16 protein-coding genes are annotated in these 18815 nt (G+C 53.9%); 1 reads left to right on the top strand and 15 read right to left on the bottom strand.

The genetic code is table 11. The annotated features are described in order from the left end of the window. Positions 1-212 precede the first annotated feature (212 nt). A complete protein-coding gene (locus ACSFXJ_RS11995; RefSeq protein ID WP_435925479.1) occupies positions 213-533 on the top strand; it encodes a hypothetical protein in 321 nt (106 codons plus the stop codon). 6 nt (positions 534-539) lie between these two features. On the opposite strand, the gene ACSFXJ_RS11990 is transcribed toward ACSFXJ_RS11995, so the two are convergent. From ACSFXJ_RS11990 to ACSFXJ_RS11920, 15 genes are all read right to left on the bottom strand, one after another. Beyond that, the gene (locus ACSFXJ_RS11990) at positions 540-629 is read right to left on the bottom strand and encodes a YjcZ family sporulation protein (protein WP_435925478.1); all 90 of its coding nucleotides are present in this window, start codon (positions 627-629) and stop codon (positions 540-542) included. 122 nt (positions 630-751) lie between these two features. After that, positions 752-2080: a type I glutamate--ammonia ligase gene (glnA, locus tag ACSFXJ_RS11985; RefSeq protein WP_435925477.1), complete on the bottom strand. Its 1329-nt coding sequence runs from the start codon at positions 2078-2080 to the stop codon at positions 752-754. A gap of 17 nt (positions 2081-2097) precedes the next feature. Beyond that, the gene (locus ACSFXJ_RS11980) at positions 2098-2508 is read right to left on the bottom strand and encodes a MerR family transcriptional regulator (protein WP_435925476.1); all 411 of its coding nucleotides are present in this window, start codon (positions 2506-2508) and stop codon (positions 2098-2100) included. A gap of 72 nt (positions 2509-2580) precedes the next feature. Next, positions 2581-3834, bottom strand: coding sequence for an aminotransferase class I/II-fold pyridoxal phosphate-dependent enzyme (locus ACSFXJ_RS11975; protein ID WP_435925475.1), 1254 nt, complete (start codon positions 3832-3834; stop codon positions 2581-2583). 26 nt (positions 3835-3860) lie between these two features. Then, the gene (gene hflX, locus ACSFXJ_RS11970) at positions 3861-5186 is read right to left on the bottom strand and encodes a GTPase HflX (RefSeq protein ID WP_435925474.1); all 1326 of its coding nucleotides are present in this window, start codon (positions 5184-5186) and stop codon (positions 3861-3863) included. 14 nt (positions 5187-5200) lie between these two features. After that, a complete protein-coding gene (locus ACSFXJ_RS11965) occupies positions 5201-6178 on the bottom strand; it encodes an AAA family ATPase (protein ID WP_435925473.1) in 978 nt (325 codons plus the stop codon). A gap of 78 nt (positions 6179-6256) precedes the next feature. Next, complete coding sequence (locus ACSFXJ_RS11960) at positions 6257-6790, bottom strand: YdcF family protein (RefSeq protein ID WP_435925472.1); 534 nt, start codon at positions 6788-6790, stop codon at positions 6257-6259. Between the two features lie 136 nt (positions 6791-6926). Continuing rightward, on the bottom strand, positions 6927-7502 hold the full coding sequence (locus ACSFXJ_RS11955) for a DUF402 domain-containing protein (protein WP_435925471.1): 576 nt from the start codon (positions 7500-7502) through the stop codon (positions 6927-6929). Positions 7503-7606: 104 nt separating this feature from the next. After that, positions 7607-10264: a PBP1A family penicillin-binding protein gene (locus ACSFXJ_RS11950; RefSeq protein WP_435925470.1), complete on the bottom strand. Its 2658-nt coding sequence runs from the start codon at positions 10262-10264 to the stop codon at positions 7607-7609. A gap of 118 nt (positions 10265-10382) precedes the next feature. Further along, positions 10383-10622, bottom strand: a complete 240-nt coding sequence (gene hfq / locus ACSFXJ_RS11945) for an RNA chaperone Hfq (protein WP_331847509.1) — start codon at positions 10620-10622, stop codon at positions 10383-10385. A 25-nt stretch (positions 10623-10647) separates the two neighbouring features. Beyond that, positions 10648-11622: a tRNA (adenosine(37)-N6)-dimethylallyltransferase MiaA gene (gene miaA, locus ACSFXJ_RS11940; protein WP_435925469.1), complete on the bottom strand. Its 975-nt coding sequence runs from the start codon at positions 11620-11622 to the stop codon at positions 10648-10650. Continuing rightward, complete coding sequence (locus ACSFXJ_RS11935; RefSeq protein ID WP_435925468.1) at positions 11612-12391, bottom strand: class I SAM-dependent methyltransferase; 780 nt, start codon at positions 12389-12391, stop codon at positions 11612-11614. Before ACSFXJ_RS11935 ends, miaA begins: the two co-directional genes overlap by 11 nt. Positions 12392-12415: 24 nt before the next feature. Next, on the bottom strand, positions 12416-14416 hold the full coding sequence (mutL, locus tag ACSFXJ_RS11930; RefSeq protein ID WP_435925467.1) for a DNA mismatch repair endonuclease MutL: 2001 nt from the start codon (positions 14414-14416) through the stop codon (positions 12416-12418). A gap of 37 nt (positions 14417-14453) precedes the next feature. Further along, positions 14454-17168: a DNA mismatch repair protein MutS gene (gene mutS / locus ACSFXJ_RS11925; protein WP_435925466.1), complete on the bottom strand. Its 2715-nt coding sequence runs from the start codon at positions 17166-17168 to the stop codon at positions 14454-14456. A 148-nt stretch (positions 17169-17316) separates the two neighbouring features. After that, the gene (locus ACSFXJ_RS11920; protein ID WP_435925465.1) at positions 17317-18759 is read right to left on the bottom strand and encodes a putative amidoligase domain-containing protein; all 1443 of its coding nucleotides are present in this window, start codon (positions 18757-18759) and stop codon (positions 17317-17319) included. Positions 18760-18815 lie beyond the last annotated feature (56 nt).

The following is an 18815-nucleotide window of genomic DNA, read 5'->3' as shown; positions in this document are numbered from 1 at the left end:
TGCCACAGCTTTCTTAACCATAACCTGCGTCTGTGATATTTTTTCAGGGCAAGCACCATGATGCCGATCACTCCTTGCACATAGCATCCCCATAAATCCAAAAGTTATTTTGATGTTGTGGCCAAAGGAGACTGAAGCGATGAACGTATGAGAACAGAAAAACATACTATAAATTATATTTTTGCCTATTTCAAAGGAGGAATCCCATTTCCATGAGCATTCAACAGGATGGTTATCAGCATAGAGTGATTTATCAGGCGGATCGGAACATGGTTCATCACTTATCATCCATGAGATTTCATTTACACCAAGTTTGCGGGCAGTATACAAATCGGATCGTACGAGTCGAAACAATGGACGGCCAAGTCGTCACAGGCAGACTTGTCAGCTGCGACAGGGGCTTAATGCACTTGGCCGTCCCGCATCATCATGGCCATCGGGCTTTTTTCGGAAGCCCGTCTGTAGGCTATGACGAAACGATTTTAACGCTGGTGCTTTATGAACTGCTGGTCATCACTTTGTTGTCCACGTAATCATAATTAGAATGTTCTCAAAACAATAACGAGCAAAATGTAGAGTACCAGAATCGTTGCCGTGGAAGTAAACAATGCTTTTCCGTCGTAACCCACATTAACCCCTCCTCAATTATCTTGACTTCACTCAATCATATGTATTTAATTCATTAAATGTCTGGACTCATCCCCAAATAACAAAAAAACCCTTGCACCTTCGATGCAAGGGTTTTTGTCCATTAATACAGCGTCATATACTGATCTCTTTCCCATTGATGGACTTGTGTTCTAAACATGTCCCATTCGATCTCTTTAAGTTCATAGAAATGAGTCAGCGCGTGATCGCCGAGCGCTTCGCAAATGACTTCGTTGCGAATCAGTTCGTCGAGCGCTTCCTTCAGGTTGGAAGGCAAGCTTGGAATTCCTTCTTCCACTCGTTCTTCTTCGGACATCACGTAGATGTTACGGTCAACCGGATTTGTCAGCGGCAATTCGTTCTTAATGCCGTCGAGGCCTGCTTTAAGCATAACCGCCAGGGCAAGGTAAGGGTTGGCCGCAGGGTCCGGGTTCCGCGCTTCGATACGCGTGCTCAATCCGCGGGACGCTGGAATACGAATCATCGGGCTACGGTTACTCGAAGACCAGGCAACGTAGCAAGGCGCTTCGTAACCGGGTACTAGACGTTTGTAGGAATTCACGGTAGGGTTCGTTACCGCGGTGAAAGCTCTGGCGTGCTTCAAAATCCCGGCCATGTAATGGCGGGCTTCTTTGCTCAAGCCAAGCGGATCGCTCTCATCGAGGAAGGCGTTCTCCTTGCCTTTGAACAACGATTGGTTGCAGTGCATTCCCGATCCACTCACGCCATATAAAGGTTTAGGCATGAATGTCGCATGCAAACCGTGTTGACGGGCAATCGTTTTTACGACAAGTTTAAACGTTTGGATTTGGTCGGCTGCTTTGACCGCATCCGCATATTTAAAGTCGATTTCATGCTGTCCTGGCGCAACTTCATGGTGAGAGGCTTCAATGGCAAATCCCATCTCTTCCAGCGTCAACACGATTTCGCGACGGCAGTTCTCGCCAAGATCGGTAGGCGCAAGGTCGAAATAACCGCCATGGTCGTTCAATTCCATCGTCGGATTTCCCTTTTCGTCGGTTTTGAACAGGAAGAACTCCGGCTCCGGTCCGACATTCATGGCCGTGTATCCCATATCTTGGGCTTCTTTCAAAGCACGTTTCAGAATATACCGAGGATCCCCTTCGAACGGCGTGCCGTCCGGCATATAAACATCGCAGATCAGGCGGGCGACGCGGTCTTCCGTTACCCAAGGGAAAATCACCCATGTATCAAGATCAGGGAAAAGATACATATCCGATTCTTCGATCCGCACATATCCTTCGATGGAAGAACCGTCGAACATCATTTTGTTATCAAGCGCTTTTTCCAATTGGCTTACAGGAATTTCAACATTTTTAATCGTTCCGAGAAGGTCGGTAAATTGCAAGCGGATAAAGCGAACATTTTCTTCCTTCGCAATGCGCAGAATGTCTTCCTTTGAGTAACCCAAACTAATCTCTCCCCACTTTATAATTTAAAATAACGGGACAGCTCTCCTTGGATCAAAGATACCTGTCCCGGCTTACCCGCGTTTTGGACAAGTTCTTGCTTCAGTTTCTTGAGAAGTTCGGAATCCGTAATCGCTTTGTGCGTCTTTTGAGAGTCACCGATGACCGTAGCCGACTCCGAATCTTTGTTCAGCGGGTTCATCACTTGCTTGATTCCGGCGATATTGACGCCCTTGTCGATCAGGTTTTTGATCTCAAGCAAACGTTCGACATCATTAAAGGAAAACAATCTTTGGTTCCCGGTAGTTCGGGCAGGAACGATCAATTGATGCTGTTCATAATAACGGATTTGCCTTGCCGTAAGATCCGTAAGCTTCATGACGGTTCCTATCGAAAACAAAGCCATATTTCTCCGAATTTCATCATTCATCGCTCGCAACCTCCCGGTACTTTCATCATGAACCAATTCTATGTCAACTATCCTAACATGTCAATATCCATGTTATAAAAGTTTTCGATCGCGCATCGTTTGCAGTGCCGTCAAGAGTCCGAATTTGACGTGGGAATACGTTAATCCGCCCTGCATATAGGCGATGTAAGGCTCCCGGATCGGGGCATCCGCGGAGAGCTCCAGGCTCCCCCCTTGAATAAACGTACCTGCCGCCATAATGACGGGATGTTCATAACCAGGCATATCCCATGGTTCAGGGACGACATGGCCGTCAACCGCTGCGGCGCGTTGAATGCCCTGCACGAAAGCGATCAGCTGTTCCGGATCGGCAAAGGAAATCGCCTGAATCAAGTCCGTGCGTTTCGCATCCCAGCGGGGGCGGCTTTCAAACCCGGCCCGTTCAAAAACGGCGGCGGCCAGAACGCTTCCCTTAACGGCTTGTCCTACGGCCGTCGGTGCCAGAAATAATCCCTGATATATTCCCCGGGTCGTCCCCAGCATCGCGCCTACCTCGCCACCGATCCCGGGAGCTGTCAAGCGATAGGACGCAAGCTCCACCAATTTCGCTCGGCCGCATATATACCCGCCGGTTTCCGCCAGGCCTCCCCCCGGATTTTTAATCAGAGAGCCTGCCATCAGATCGATCCCAACCTGCGTCGGTTCCCGATCCTCGGTAAACTCGCCGTAGCAGTTGTCCACAAATACGATGCAGTCCGGTTTCATCGCCTTCACTCTGGCTACCATCTCACCGATCTGCTCTACGGTAAAAGAGTCCCTCCAATCGTATCCTCTTGAACGCTGGATGCCTATGACCTTGGTCTTGTCGTTCATTTTCATGGAAACCGTATCCCAATCCACCGAACCGTCTTCGCGGAGCGGAGCTTCATCATAGTGAATGCCGAAATCCTGCAAGGACCCGGTTCCATCCCCCGGTTTACCGATCACTTTATGCAAGGTGTCGTAAGGCGTGCCCGTAATGTAGAGCAGACCGTCTCCCGGCCGCAGCACGCCGAACAGCGCCGTCGCGATCGTATGCGTACCCGACGCAAAATGCGGACGCACCAGCGCCCCCTCCGCACCGAATACATCGGCGTAAACAAGGTCGAGCACCTCGCGTCCGCGATCATTATACGCATATCCGGTTGAGCCTGCGAAATGATAATCGCTTACTTGGTATTTTTGAAACGCTTCGATCACTTTCCATTGATTTCTGTCGACCAAACGATCGATCTCGCGGAATTTCTCTTCCGCCTGCCGTTCGGCTCCCTCTACCCATTGCACTATTTCATCTGAAAAAACAGCCATGATGACGTTCCTCTCCCTATACTTCGTTAATGTTCAAAATGCTCGCGATCCATCGGATTTTCTTTTTCTTGAATCGTGAAAGGCGCCAGCAAATAGCCGTACTTATCGAAATCCCCCTGGTTTACGTCGACCGAATAAATCATGTCTTCTTCATCGGAGCGTTTGCCGACCACTTCGCCGATCCGGTAAAGTACATTCGTAAGATCGCCGCGCTCGGCCGGAATCCGAAATGAACGCAAACCACCCGAAAGCTCCTGCTGAACCGCCTCGCGAATCCGGTCAAGATCACGCTCGTCGAAAGCGCTGATCCTCAGGGTTCCCTTTGATGCCGGCAGAAGAGCAAGCTGCTCGGGACTGCATATGTCGATTTTGTTGTAGAGCACGATTTGCGGTTTGCCTCCGGCTCCAAGTTCATCCAGAATCCGCTCGACAACCGCCATCTGTTCTTGACGCATCGGCGAAGAAGCATCGACGACGTGCAAAATCAGGTCGGCCTCATTGGCTTCCTCCAGCGTCGACCTGAATGCGGCCACCAAATCATGCGGCAAGTTTTGAATGAACCCGACCGTATCGGTCAAAACGACTTCCTTCCCGCCGGGCAATACCATAATCCGGGAGGTCGGATCCAGCGTGGCAAACAGCCGGTTTTCAGCCAGCACGTCCGCCGAGGTCAACGCTTTCAAGAGGGTCGATTTACCGGCATTCGTATATCCGACCAGCGCAATCTGCACGGCTCCGTTCTCCTGACGTCGGCTGCGGTGCAGCCTACGATGCCGGGTTACCTCTTCCAGCTGCCGTTTCAACTCGCCGATCCGGCGCCGGATATGGCGCCGGTCGGTCTCCAGCTTCGACTCGCCCGGACCGCGCGTCCCGATCCCGCCGCCCAGGCGGGACAAATTGACGCCATGTCCGGATAGCCGCGGCAGCAAGTAGGTGAGCTGTGCCAATTCAACCTGGATGATACCTTCCCTTGTTTTGGCCCGTTGGGCGAAAATGTCGAGAGTCAGCTGGGTACGGTCGATGATTTTTACGTCCAACATCTCTTCCAGATTACGAACCTGGGCTCCGGACAGCTCCTGGTCGAAGATGACCGTATTGGCCTCATGGGCCTGCAAAAGATCGCGAAGCTCCAAAACCTTTCCCTTTCCGATTAAAAATCGCGGATCCGCTTTATCCCGGTTCTGCACGATCCGGTCCGCTACTTCCACGCCTGCGGTTTCGGCCAGCTGAACAAGCTCCTCCAGCGAATATTCCGGGTCCATGCCGCTTTGTTTTGCATCCGAGGTAATCAGACTGACCAGAACGGCCCGGTCCGGCAAAATCGTGTTTGTGTCGTAAGGTGTTTTTGTCACAAGTTCACGGCTCCTTATTTCTTTTCCAGCTTCATATCTTCCGTACGGATCGACATCAGCTCCAGCTTGCCGGGGGAACCGCCGCCATACTGATTCAATAGACGTACCGCCTGATGGCGGATGGAACGCTCGACGATATTCCGCACGTACCTGGCATTGCTGAATAGATGCTCGCTCTCGCACTTTTCCTTAAGCAAATGCTGCTTCAGTTTGAGTATCGCCTGCGGCATCAGAATATAATCGCGTTCTTTGACCATTCCTTCGGCAATTTGGATCAACTGATCGATCGTGTAGTCCGGAAAATCCATTTGAATCGGGAAGCGCGAGGGCAGCCCCGGATTCGTCGCCAGAAAAAAGTCCATTTCGTCGGAATATCCGGCCAGGATGAGGATGAACTGGTTTTTCTGATCTTCCATCGCCTTCACGAGTGTGTCGATTGCCTCTTTGCCGAAATCTTTTTCGCCGCCGCGGGCAAGACTATAGGCTTCGTCGATGAACAAAACGCCGCCTAACGCCTTCTTGACCAGGTCTCTCGTTTTTTGCGCGGTATGCCCGATATATTCCCCAACAAGGTCCGCACGCTCCACCTCGATTAAATGCCCTTTGGCCAGCACGCCCATTCTTTGAAACATTTTGGAAACGATCCGAGCCACGGTCGTTTTCCCCGTTCCCGGGTTTCCTTTGAAAACCATATGGTAAACCTGGCTCCCGGACAACAAACCCGCCTCGGAGCGCATTCCCGCAATTTGCAAGAGCGCAAATATCTCATACATCAGTTCTTTAATATGGTCCAGTCCGACCAATCCGTCCATTTCTTTTTGCAAATCGGCGAAAAGACCTTGCTGCGGCATGCTTTTGGCACCCGGCAGTCCTTCGGCTTCGGGGATGCTTTGGTTTACTACAGGCGGCTCGGAGCTGCGGAGAATCACATTGATCTGTCTGGAAGGCCGCTCTTCCGGAGAGCCGCTTTTGGCCATCACTCGCCCTGACATTTACGGATCACCTCTTTGAGTTTGATCAACCAAGTCATCCTTAAATGTATTCTCTCTCCTGCCGCGTTATTAGAAGTTTTATGATTTCCAGCCAAAAGCGATGGCGATTTGATCCAGCTTCCACTTGCTGTAGGCCAAAATTTCCCGGATCACCGACTGCATCGGCTTCAATACCTTCGTTTCCGTCAAAGACAAACCCGGTTGGTCGTATCCCAGCGTTTTTGCGATTTCATATGCCCGATTGCCATGGTATGTATGAGTGATAATAATGGCGGAATCCAGGTTTTTGCCGGTCATGATATCCTGACTGAACTTCAAATTTTCATAGGTGCTGGTGGCCTTTGTCTCGAGGAGCATTTTTTCCCTTGGGACTCCGTTCGCCTCCAAATAATTGGCCATTCCCTCCGCTTCGGTATAGCGGTAATCCGGATGGTCCAGTCCCCCTGTCAGCAAAAAAACTTCGAACTTTCCTTCCTTGTAGTCTTCAAGAGCCAGCTGCAGCCGTTCCTTCAAGCCCGGGCTCGGTTCGTCTCCCCACATGGAAGCCCCCAGCACAATGCCGACATCGGCCGGCTCCGAATAGGTTCTGTTTGCGGCAGGGTTTCGGTCCACGCTTCCGATTTGGGCCAGAGCGTATAGACACCACCCCGCACCGAGTACGAAACAAATTACGAGGGTCCATAACCACCAGCGGCGTCGTCGCGGTCTACGATTCGATGATCCAAACGAATAGGAGCTTGCTTTAAATCTAGACAGAGTCTTGTCCCCCTTCCGGACGAACCGGATCAATCAGGGCGAAGCCTGTTCGGAAATGATCCAACGACATCGAAAAATAAGGGAAATCGCGCTCGCGAATCGCTTGTAAAATCTCATTCGCCGTCTCCATGGCCAGGTCATATTCCCGGACCGTAATCAGTCCCCTGGCCAGCGCGTCGTCAAGCTCGTCCTCATCGAGCAGAAATACTTCCCCGTTCTTCAAAACGACGATGTCCAAATACAGATCATCGAACCATGGAACACCCTGGTCGGTAACGCCTTGGGTTTTGCAAACATCGATATACCATTCCACAATCTCGCCTTTGTCGTCGAACATGGCGGTCACCACATAATGGGCCCCTTTCGGATAATACTGGAGCCATGTATAGCCTTTATCGGCAATTCGGAACGTATGGCCCCCGTAAGTTTTCCAAAGCGGGTCTCGCAGTGCCTGAATGTTGTACAACGTGATATAGCCGCGAAAGCTGTCGCTGTCCACAAATTTGGACTTGAATTGCCGCTGGGTAATGCGGCGCCAATTCGCGCGGTCTCCGAATTTACGTTTCATAGAACTGATCCCTTTCAACACAATGTACTTTCAGCTTAACATATTTGAAAGTCAGTCACAAAAAAAACTGCTCCTAGCGATCCCTCGCTAGAAGCAGTTTTATGTCAAAATCCTGAATTTTGCCCTGTACCGGACGGGTCGGTGACTACGCCTTCCGCTTGGCCGCCGCCATCCGGCGGAGGTGCCTCTGTTCCGGTATTTCCGGAAGTATCGTTCCCTAAGCCGCCGGGGTCGGTTTCGCCCAGATTCCCGCCGGAACCGTTCCCTGCACCGCTGCCCGGTTCACTGCCGCCGGAACTTCCGTTACCGGATCCGTTTCCGTTGCCGTGTCCGTTGCCATTTCCGTTGCCTTGGCCGGCGCCGTTTCCATTGCCATTTCCGTTAACCGGAGGTTCAGGTGTCGTACCCGGATTGCCGTTTTGACCCTGATTCCCGTTACCGGTACCCGGATCGCCGATCCAATCTCCATTCCCGCCTTGATCCGGATCAATGTCATCCATTGGAGGCTCATCGGCCACAAGCATCACCTGAGCGGTGTTTGAAGGCTCGCTTTCCGTATCGTTGACCGCATCATAAGCCGTCACATAGTACTCGTACCCCGTTCCGACCGCGACGCTGATATCTTCTGCGGTTGTTGCGGAAGACTCCATATACGGGGTAAAGTCGGTTTCCGACATTTCACGCCGGTAAATCCGGTAAACGGCAGCTTCCTCGCCAACCCCGGTCCAGTTCAACGTGACGACGCCCGTTTCCTGATTGTAAGAAGCCGAGAGTCCTGTCGGTGCTTTCGCGACCTCTTGTTCCGGCGGTTCGACCTTCTGCAGGTTTTCCGGAACCGGGAAGTCTTTCACAGGCACGCCCTTCAATGCCTCCGTCATGATGGTCGAGAACATCGCGGCCGCCTGGCCGCTGCTGCCGTTAAGCAGATGGTTCTTGTCGGGGTTATCGTATCCCATCCAGATCGCGGCCGTCCATTCCGGCGTGTACCCGACAAACCAGACGTCACGGTTTTTGCTGCTCTTTAAGCCTTTGATGCCATGTTGCGTCGTGCCCGTCTTACCCGCTACCGGCCGGTTAAGCTTCGCCCGTTTCCCGGTACCGTCATTGACGACATTCTGCATCATTTGCGTCATATAATATGCTGTCTGCTCGCTGAGTACCCGCTTCGATTTCGGCGGATTGTATCTGTATTTCTCCACGCCGTCGTGGTCCTGGATCACTTTGATCGAATAAGGCGCATTGTATTCGCCGCCGTTGGCAAAGACGCTAAACGCCCCGGCCATTTCCAGCGTGTTTGTGCCGTGAGTCAGACCGCCCAGCGCGATCGCCAGATTCCGGTCATCTTTATCCATTTTAATGCCCATCTCCTGGGCATACTTGACGCCGGTACCTACTCCGACTTGATTCAAAAGCCACACGGCCGGAATATTCTCCGATTTCGTTAAGGCCGTAGTCATGTCGATCGTTTTGGAGTACCCGTGCAAGTTTTTCGGACAGTAATCCCCGAAGCACTGCTTTTCATTGGAAATCTGGGATTGCGGCGTAAACTGCCCGCTCTCCAGGGCAGGCGCATAGGACACGATCGGTTTGAACGCCGAACCCGGCTGACGGCGGCTGTCCAATCGGCTGAAGCCTTTGCGTTCATAATCGCGGCCTCCAAGAAGCGCGATCAGACTGCCGTTCGCATGGTTTTGAATGACGATCGAGGCCTGAACCTGCTGATCGTCCTTGCTCTTTTCAAAGAAATCGTCGTTGGCGAACGCCTTTTCCACCGCTTTTTGGGCCTGGGCGTCCATCGTCGTATAAATTTTGTACCCGCCGCGGTTCAACTGGTCTTCGGAAAGACCGAATTTTTCCTCGGCTTCTTTGATTACATAATCCTTGAATGCCTGGTAACTGTCGCTCTTCTCAGGCGGCTCGTAAGTATAATCCACCGCCTTGGCTTCATCCCGTTCGGCAGCGGTAATATAGCCTTCCTGATACATCAATTCCAGCACGACGGCCCGTCTTTGTTTCGACAACTCCGGATTCGCGACCGGATTGTATTTGGAAGGTCCCTTTGGAATTGCGGCCAGGGTTGCTATTTCCCACAAATCCAGCTCCTTCAGGTCGCTTTTGCCGAAATAGCGTTGGGAAGCGGCCTTGATTCCGTAAGATTTTTGTCCGAAAAAGATCCGGTTCAAATAAAGGGTGATGATTTCATCCTTCGTATTATGACGCTCGAGCGCCATCGCGATCGACATTTCGGTAGCTTTGCGGAAAAATGTTTTATCGAAATCGAGGAACATGTTCTTCGCGAGCTGCTGGGTGATCGTACTTCCGCCTTCAACGAGCGAGCGGGCCATGATATCCTTCACCGCCGCCCGGCCGATGGACCAAAGGTCAACCCCGTTATGCTCTTCGAATCGTCTGTCCTCCGTCGCGATGAAGGCTTGCTTGACCAATTCCGGAATCTCGTCGGATTCCACCGGCTCGCTGCGGTTAACGGATAGTTCTCCCATCAGCTTGCCGTTCCGGTCAAAGACTTTTGACGTTTCGTAAATGAACAACTTGTCCCTGTTCTCCGCCAATATTTTCTCGCCGTTGACCGTAATGTACATATACCCTGCAATCGCACAGAAAATAGCAAACGCAATCGTGAAAAAAGAAGTCCACAGTACCCGTTTTGCCGTCAGCCTTTTCTTTTTCGGCCCTTTCGGCGCTTTATTTTTGCTCGGGGACTTGGTGGTCCTTTCCAGTCTGGAAGGTCTTTTCGTAGACATGGTTTTCTCTGACTCCCTTCATAGCCTCGGAAAGAAAAGAACAACCTTTGTTCAGGTTGCTCCGCTCCGTTTCCTATACATTTAAACGTACTGTTTGCAAAAAAGTTTCAGCTTAGGGTTACGCCTCATTCTGGGAATCCTGCATCAGCGATACATTGCGCTGCGGCTGGAACGTAGAAATCGCGTGCTTGTACACCATTTGCTGGCGACCGTCGCTGTCGATGACGATAATGTAGTTGTCGAACGCTTTAATCGTTCCTCTGATTTGGAAGCCGTTCGTCAAAAAGACGGTAACCGGGATGCTTTCCTTACGCATTTGGTTCAGGAATGTATCTTGGATGTTGATGGACTTGTTCATTAGCCGTACCCCCATTAGGAATCAATTAGTGTTTTGAATTATATTCAAGAACTGTTGGAAACTTTCCTGCTATTATAGCACGTACGGCTTCGAAATTTGCGGAAAAATTTTTGCCGTCGCCCACATCGACCCAGGAGATTTCTTTCATGTGGCGAAACCAGGAAAGTTGCCTCTTCGCAAACCGCCGCGTATCCCGTTTTAGCTTCTCCACCGCGAGGTCCAGCGGCACTCCGTCCTGCAAATGCTCGATGATTTCTTTGTATCCCAGCCCTTGCAAGGAGACCAAGTCGCGGGAATATCCCCGCCGAAGCAAATCTTTGACCTCGTCGACGAGGCCTTGGGCCATCATCCCGTCGATGCGCTGCTCAATACGGTTATAAAGCATTTGACGGTCCATTGTCAAACCGATGAAGCATAAATCGTAGGGAGATTGCTTGTTTTGACGCGCCAGACTTGCGGATAACGTCTCCCCGGTCAGATGATAAACCTCCAGTGCCCGGATCACTCGCCGGACATCGTTCGGATGCAAGCGCTCCGCCGATTTCGGGTCGATTTCCGCCAGTTGGGCGTGCAGTGCTTCCGCTCCCTGTTCCTCGGCCAGTCGCTGCTGCTCCGCGCGGAACGCTTCGTCGGCGCCCGCCTCGGTAAATTGAAATTCGTAACAGACCGATTCGATGTAAAGACCGGTCCCTCCAACGATAAAGGGGAGTTTCCCTCTCCCGTGGATATCCGGGATCAGCTCCTTGCACCACTCTTGAAAACGGGCGACGGAAAAAGCCTCATCCGGATCAAGCACGTCGATCAAATGATGCGGTACTCCCTGCATTTCATCGGGCGTGATTTTGGCGGTGCCGATGTCCATTCCCCGATATACTTGCATGGAGTCCCCGGAAATAATTTCGCAGGAGTACGCTTTCGCGATCTCAATGCTCAGGGCTGTTTTGCCGACGGCGGTAGGTCCGAGCAGCACCAGCAGTTTCGGTTTTGCGCTACTTGTCAAGCGAAATCACTCCGTACATGATTTTGGTATGGGAACGCGAGGCGGCTTCGAATCCGAGCCGTTCAAATTCGCCGCTCCCTTTCTTCTCCTTCAATACGACCGTCTTTCGGGCCACCCGGCAGGCTTCCTCGACCGCTTCAAGCGCCAGCGGCCCGTTGTTCGCATAGGAACGCAATGGCGAAATCGCCGACGATTCATGAATCGGATCGCGGAACATCGGGTCGAAATAAACAACGTCCGCGCTATTGTCAGGCAGTCCCCGCAAAATTTCGAGGTGTTCCGCTCGCTTGGCTTCGATCCGGCGCAAAGCTTCGTCAAACTCTTTTACCCCGGATACATAGTAAGCAAAACCTTCGCGCAGCAATCCCCAAAGCGGAAGGGATTCTTCCAGGGCGAGAACCCTGCCGCTTGTCCCCGCCGCCAGGGAGAAGAGCGCGCTATCCGAACCGAGCCCCGCGGTACAGTCGATAATGACGTCGCCGGGCGCCACTCTGGCCGCATCCAGCATCGGGTCGCTCTCTCCTTTGAGCAGCCGCTTGGCCCGGACGAACGCCATGCTCGGATGAAACTGCATCGCTTCCGCCGCGGGACGGTATAATCTGGCCCCGCCTTCCAGGATGACCAGAATGTCCTGATCCTGATGCCTGGCAGACAATTTCGGAAGCGAAGTCCGATTTCTCGGGACATAACGGACCCCCGACTCTTTGGAAAGACGGGCGGCCCTTTGCACCGTTTCCGGTGCGGGGTGATCCCCTGTCGTAATAATCACTAGATGGTACCTCCGTTCACTCCGTCACATGACCCGTTTAAACAGCTTCTCCAGATCATAGTTCGAAAAAGAGACGACGATCGGCCGGCCGTGCGGGCAGGTATACGGCTGCTTGCAAGCCGCCAGCCGCTGCAGCAGGGTGTCCGCCTCTTCGTTTGTCAGTTTTTGGTTCGCTTTGATCGAGGCTTTGCAGGATACGAGAATCGAAGACTTCTCCCGCAGCTTGGCGAGATCGATCGCCCGTTCGCCGAGCACCCACTCCGCCATCTCCCCGATGATATCCGCTTCTTCCCCTTGCGGGAACCAGTAAGGGCAGGAAACGACGCGGAAAGTGCCGCCGCCGAAATGCTCCATGATGACCCCGGCCCGCTCGAACCAGGAGAGCCGTTCCTTGAGCTTTTCGCTCTCGGCCGGCGTAAACTCCAGCGTGATCGGCAGAAGAAGCTCCTGCGAAGCATCGGCCGGATTGCCGAATTTTTCGTAGTAATATTCGTAATTGACACGCTCGTGCGCAGCGTGTTGGTCGATTAGATACAGCCCGTTTTCGTTTTGGGCGATCAGGTAAGTGCCATGGTGCTGTCCGATCAGGGACAGCTCGGGAAACGCCGGCAGCTCCGGCGGCTTGCCGGGCGAACCGTACAGTGCCTCCCGCGCATCAGGAGGCACCTGCACCGGCGCATCGGCGTAGCCGGGTGCGCCTTGCGGGGCACGGCCGGGCTGCGCGGCCGCGCCGGGTGGGCGTGCCGCAGGCGGCGCATAGCCGCCTTGCGGACCTTGCTGCGGCGGCGTGGCCGGCGCGCCGCCGTAGGCTCCGCCGGCCGCGGGCTGCTCGCGCAGCGTGAAGCCGCCTGCGGCGGCTTGCGTCGGCGGCGGTGCGTATGAGCCCGCCGTCCTGTCCGGCGCGGCTGCCGAGCCGGACGCCGGAAGCGCGCTTGCAGGCGCCGCCTCCATCCGCGCCGGGAAATGAAACTGCTCCTGGATCACCGATCCGGAGTTCCCTTTGCCGAGCGGTTGCTTGACGACCTGCGGAATAAGCACCTGTTGGGTTAGCACGCTCCGCACGCTCTCCTCCACGAATGCGTTCAGCTCGGTCTCCTTGCTGAACCGCACCTCCAGCTTGGCCGGATGCACGTTGACATCGACCAAAGAAGGGTGCATGTCCAGCGAAAGCACGACCAGCGGATACCGGTTGATCGGAAGCAGCGTGTGGTAGGCCCGGAGGATCGCCTGCTGCACGCCCTGATTCCGGATAAACCGCCCGTTCACGATCAGCGACATGCCGCTCCGGTTCGAGCGGGTCAATTCCGGCAGTCCGATGTATCCCGATATTTTGTAATCGAGATTTTCCGCTGAAATGGGAATCATCGATTTTGACGTATTGATCCCGTAAATCGCCGCAATCACTTGCAGCAAATCGCCGCCTCCTTGCGTTTGAAGCAGCGTGTTTCCGTTATGCTTCAAGCCGAAGGCGATTTCCGGGTGCGCCAGCGCTTGACGATACATCACATCGGAAATATGTCCGAGTTCCGTTTGGATCGTCTTCATGTATTTCAGCCTTGCCGGAGTATTGTAAAATAATTCCTTTACAGTAATCTCCGTACCCCGAGGCGCGGCGATATCTTCGTTCTCCTTCAGCGTACCGCCCTCAATCGCGATAACCCGGCCAAGCCCGCTGTCATCGCTCGAAGACACCAGCCTGACTTTCGCGACGGCGGCGATACTCGGCAGCGCCTCGCCCCGGAAGCCGAGGCTGCGGATCTGAAACAGATCGCGGCCGGACGAAATTTTGCTGGTGGCATGGCGGTAAAAGGCGGTTTCGCAGTCATCCGGATCGATCCCTGATCCGTTGTCGGTAACCCGGATCAGATCCAGGCCGCCTTCCTCCACCTGCACCTCGATTTTTCCGGCTCCGGCGTCGATCGCATTTTCAACTAGCTCCTTGGTGACCGATGCGGGCCGCTCCACGACTTCTCCCGCCGCGATCTGGTTGGCGACATGCTCGTCCAGTACCGTTATTTTTGCCACAACGTTTCCTCCTGCCCTGCAAAGTTTTGCATTGAACCTACAAATTCTTCGCCTTTTGCTTCAGCTCATTCACTAACTGCATCGCTTCCAGCGGAGTCATATTCATCAAATCGGCATTTTTGACCATGTTTACGATTTGACGCATCCCTGCGTCTTCTTGAGGAGGCTTTGCCTTCTTCACCGGAGGCTCGTCCGCAAAAATCGACAGCTGCACAACCTCCAGCCCTTCCGTTTCGGACGGCTCCTCCCGGCCCGATTGCACAGGTTCCGCTATACTTTCATTAGACATCGGCTCTGCAGGTTCCTTCGGTGCTTCGATTGCGCCGCCCGTTATTCCGTCAGCCCCGGCGGTTACGGCTGCGGCAGCCTGCTCGAAGCCTTGCAGCAGCCCGTAAGCGCGTTCGATAATCCCGCCGGGCAGTCCGGCCAAACGGGCGCAGTAAATGCCGTAGCTCGTATCGGCCGCCCCAGGTACGAGTTTACGGAGAAAATGAACCTTGTCTCCGCTTTCCTGTACCGCCATCCGGTAGTTTCTCAGCCCGGTCAAGCTGTTTTCCAGATGGGCGAGCTCATGAAAGTGCGTGGATACGAGCGCCTTACATCCGATATGGTCATGGACGTATTCGATCACCGCCTGGGCGATTGCCATGCCCTCGCTCGTCGAAGTCCCCCGGCCCAGCTCATCGATAATGATCAAGCTTTTCGAGGTTGCTTTTTCGGTCATCACCTGGATATCCGCCATTTCGACCATAAAGGTGCTCTGTCCGCCGATCAGATCGTCCGCCGCTCCAATCCGGGTGAAGATCCGGTCCACGAGCGGAATCTCCGCCTTGGCCGCAGGGACGAAGCTGCCGATCTGCGCCAGGATCGAGATGAGGGCGACCTGTCTCATATACGTACTCTTTCCTGCCATATTAGGTCCGGTAATCAGCAAAATGGACGCCTCGTCGTTTTTCAAGGCCGTTCCGTTGGAAATAAACGCGCTATCCTTCATCACCGACTCGACGACCGGATGCCGCCCTTGTTCCACGACAAGATCGTAGCCGTCCGTCAGCACCGGCTTTACAAATCCGCCTTCCGCCGCCACCGCGGCCAAAGAGCGGAGTACATCGATTTCCGCGATGCGTTCCGCCAAGCGCTGCAGCCGCTGAATTTCCGCGGCGATCCGCTCCCTGAGCTCGTTGAACAGCCTATATTCCAGATCGGCCATCTGTTCTTCGGCTTCCAGAATCAGCGTTTCTTTTTCCTTCAGCTCGGGCGTCACGAAACGTTCGGCATTCGCCAGAGTTTGTTTCCGTTCATAACGGCCCTCGGGCAAAGCCGAAAGATTGGATTTTGTGACTTCGATATAATAGCCGAACACTTTGTTGTATCCGATTTTAAGCGACTTGATGCCGGTGGCCTGGCGCTCCGAGGCTTCGAGCTCCGCGATCCAGCGTTTGCCGTTCGTCCCCGCTTCGCGAAGCTCGTCCAGCCGGGCGTGATATCCGCTTTTGATCACCCCGCCATCGCGGACCGATACCGGAGGCTCTTCCGCAATCGCCGCTTCGATCAAATCGGCGAGATCGCCGCAAACGTCCATGTCATCCGCGATACGCTTCAGCGTAGTGGACGGCGAAGCCGCGCACAGTCCCTTGATCGCCGGCACATGGCGCAGCGAGGACTTGAGCGCGATCAGATCCCGCCCGTTGGCGCTGCCGAAAGCGATTCTCCCGGTCAACCGTTCCAAATCGTAGATTTCGAGCAACGATTGCCGCAGGTCCTCACGTAAAATAAAACCGTCGACCAGCGCTGCAACCGCTTCGAGCCGATCCTCGATCCGGGTACGCTGCAGCAGCGGCTTGTCGATCCAGCGACGAAGCAGCCGCGCGCCCATCGACGTTTCGGTCCGGTCCAGAAGCCAGAGCAGCGAACCCTTCTTGGAACGTTCCCGCACCGTCTCCACCAGTTCCAGATTGCGGCGCGTAAACGGATCGAGAATCATGTACTGTTCCGGTTCGTATGCAGCTATTTTCGTAAGCTGACCAAGGGATCGCTTCTGGGTTTCCCCCAAATAACCGACAAGCAGCGAAATGCAGTCCCTCCGCTCCTGTTCCAGCCGAAGCCATGCGGCTTCGCCGAATTGTTTGCGGCCATCCTCGTCTTTGCCCTTGGACCAAGGGGTATACACCATCGTTTTCCCCAATGGCGTCACCTGCTCCCGAATCCAGTCCAGGAGCGCCTCATCCCCGATAATTTCGGAAGGATCGTACAGCCCGACCTCGTCCCTCAGCCACTCCTTGCTGGATGGAGAAGAGGTAACATAAAGCTCGCCCGTCGAAAGATCGCATGTCGTGAGCGCCATCATACCGCTTCGTTCGGTTACGCACATAATATAATTGTTTGCCCGTTCGCCGACGGTTTTGCCTTCCATCACCGTACCGGGTGTCACGACCCGGACGATTTCGCGGCGGACAACCCCTTTTGCGGAGGCGGGATCTTCCACTTGTTCGCAGATGGCGACCTTGTAACCCTTTTCGATCAATCGTTGAATATAGTTTTCCGCAGAGTGATAGGGAACGCCGCACATCGGAATTTTCTCTTCCGCTCCGCCTTCGCGCCCGGTGAGCGTAATCTCGAGCTCTTTGGAAGCCAGCAGCGCATCATCGAAAAACATTTCATAAAAATCGCCCAGCCGGAAAAAAAGAAAAGCGTCCTGAGCTTGGGCTTTGACACTTAAATATTGCTGAATCATCGGCGTATAAGTAGCCATATACAACCTCCAACTTACCCTTCATGTCATTCAAAAGCTTAAAGAAGATGTTCGAATAGCCCCTGACTTTTCGAACACGTGCTTCTACTTTTAGATATCTATTATAACAGAAAGGTAGCGAGGCGTACGAGCGAATATCATCCCCGGTCTACAGCACCGGGTTCTTGCCGGAATCCACCGGAATTCTCCACGAACGCCGGATGTCGGCGGATTCGTCCCAAGTCTGTCCCTTGTCAATCGCGTCAAAAAAAGGTCCGAGATACTTCCCGTAACCGGAGTATCCCGGCAATAACGCAAGATCTCCGGCAAGCTTCGGCCACGCCCTGCGAAGACGTTCGCGTTCGCCGGAATAGAAGGCGTGAAATTGTTCGTCTTCCTGAAGCGGCCGTCCCGTGAGCCGCGGAACATTTTCACAGATTAATCTGGCTAAAGCGACCACGCCTTTGGTCACGACCGGCGAAATCAGAAAGCTCGGAAGCGTGCGGTATTCGAAGCCTCCATGCTCCTTTCGGCGAAAATCCCCAAGAAACCCGTATGCCGGGCGGCGGCGAAAACTTTTGCGATCTTCAAGCAGCGCCACGGGCAATGCCAAATAGTTGTCCAGCGTCCGCAGCAGTTCGCCGGTAAGCGGAATACCGCTGAAATGGAGATGACCGCCAAGCGGAAACCCCGGAAGCGGCATCCCGCCGGCCTGCCACTGGATTCCTCCTGGCGGAATAGCCTCCCGGGCTGCGCGGAAGGCGAGAAGCAAATGGCGGAGCACCTCCCTCGGCTCTCCCCCCGGCATAGGACGCAATTCGGCCAGCGGAAACATTCTCTGTCCCCGATAGCGCAGCACATCGCAACCCGCGAGCCCTTTATGACCCAAAAACCGCGAGGCCGGAACCACCTTTCCCGTCATTTCGTTTACCAGCAAAAATTCGGGGTCCATCCCGAGCAACAGCTCGCGTTTTCCTTCGTGATCCGCTTCAAATTCCGAAAGGATTGCGTCCATGGCCGCGGCGACCGCCGGAACGGCACGGGAGACAGCGATTTCCGGCATGGTTGAAATTCCTTCCACCGTGAAGCTGCCCTCTTCTCCTGCGGCGATCACGACCTCCCCGAAATCCAGGCCAAATGCGTATAAGGCCCTTACGGCCGTTCGTTCAAGCCTTTTCCACAGCGTCGAAGCCCTGTTAGGTTCAGCTTCTCCCCCGGGAAGTCCCCTTCCGGTTTGCACCGGAACTGCTGTCAATGCCTGCAGGTGAAAGGCCGTGACCGCAAAAACGCGGCGGAACTTCCGATGCGAAATCCCCGTAGTGCCCGCGAACGAGGCCGAAAGACCGGATGCTTCCAGCCGGTGTTCTTTTTTTTCCGCAGCAAGGGTATGAAAACGCAGCGCGTTCCGGTTCAATACGTGCTCCGATGATTTTGCCGGATCGCTTACCCATACCCGGCCGTAACGAATCGCAGCCGAAGACGGATCTCCAAGCTTTTTTGAGCCTGCCGCCTTCGGTTTAAGAAACTTATATGGACCAGGCCGGCTCTCCAGTTCCCTGATCAGCCTGCTTCGGAAACCTCCCGGCGGGATATATATTTTCAGAATGGCCATGCACCATACCCTCCCCGACTTTTTTATGAAATACAACAAAAAGAGGGCAGCCGCCC

The sequence above is a fragment of the Paenibacillus salivarius genome, assembly GCF_051307165.1.
GTDB lineage: Bacteria > Bacillota > Bacilli > Paenibacillales > Paenibacillaceae > Fontibacillus.
This window is presented reverse-complemented; position numbering and strand designations above follow the sequence as displayed.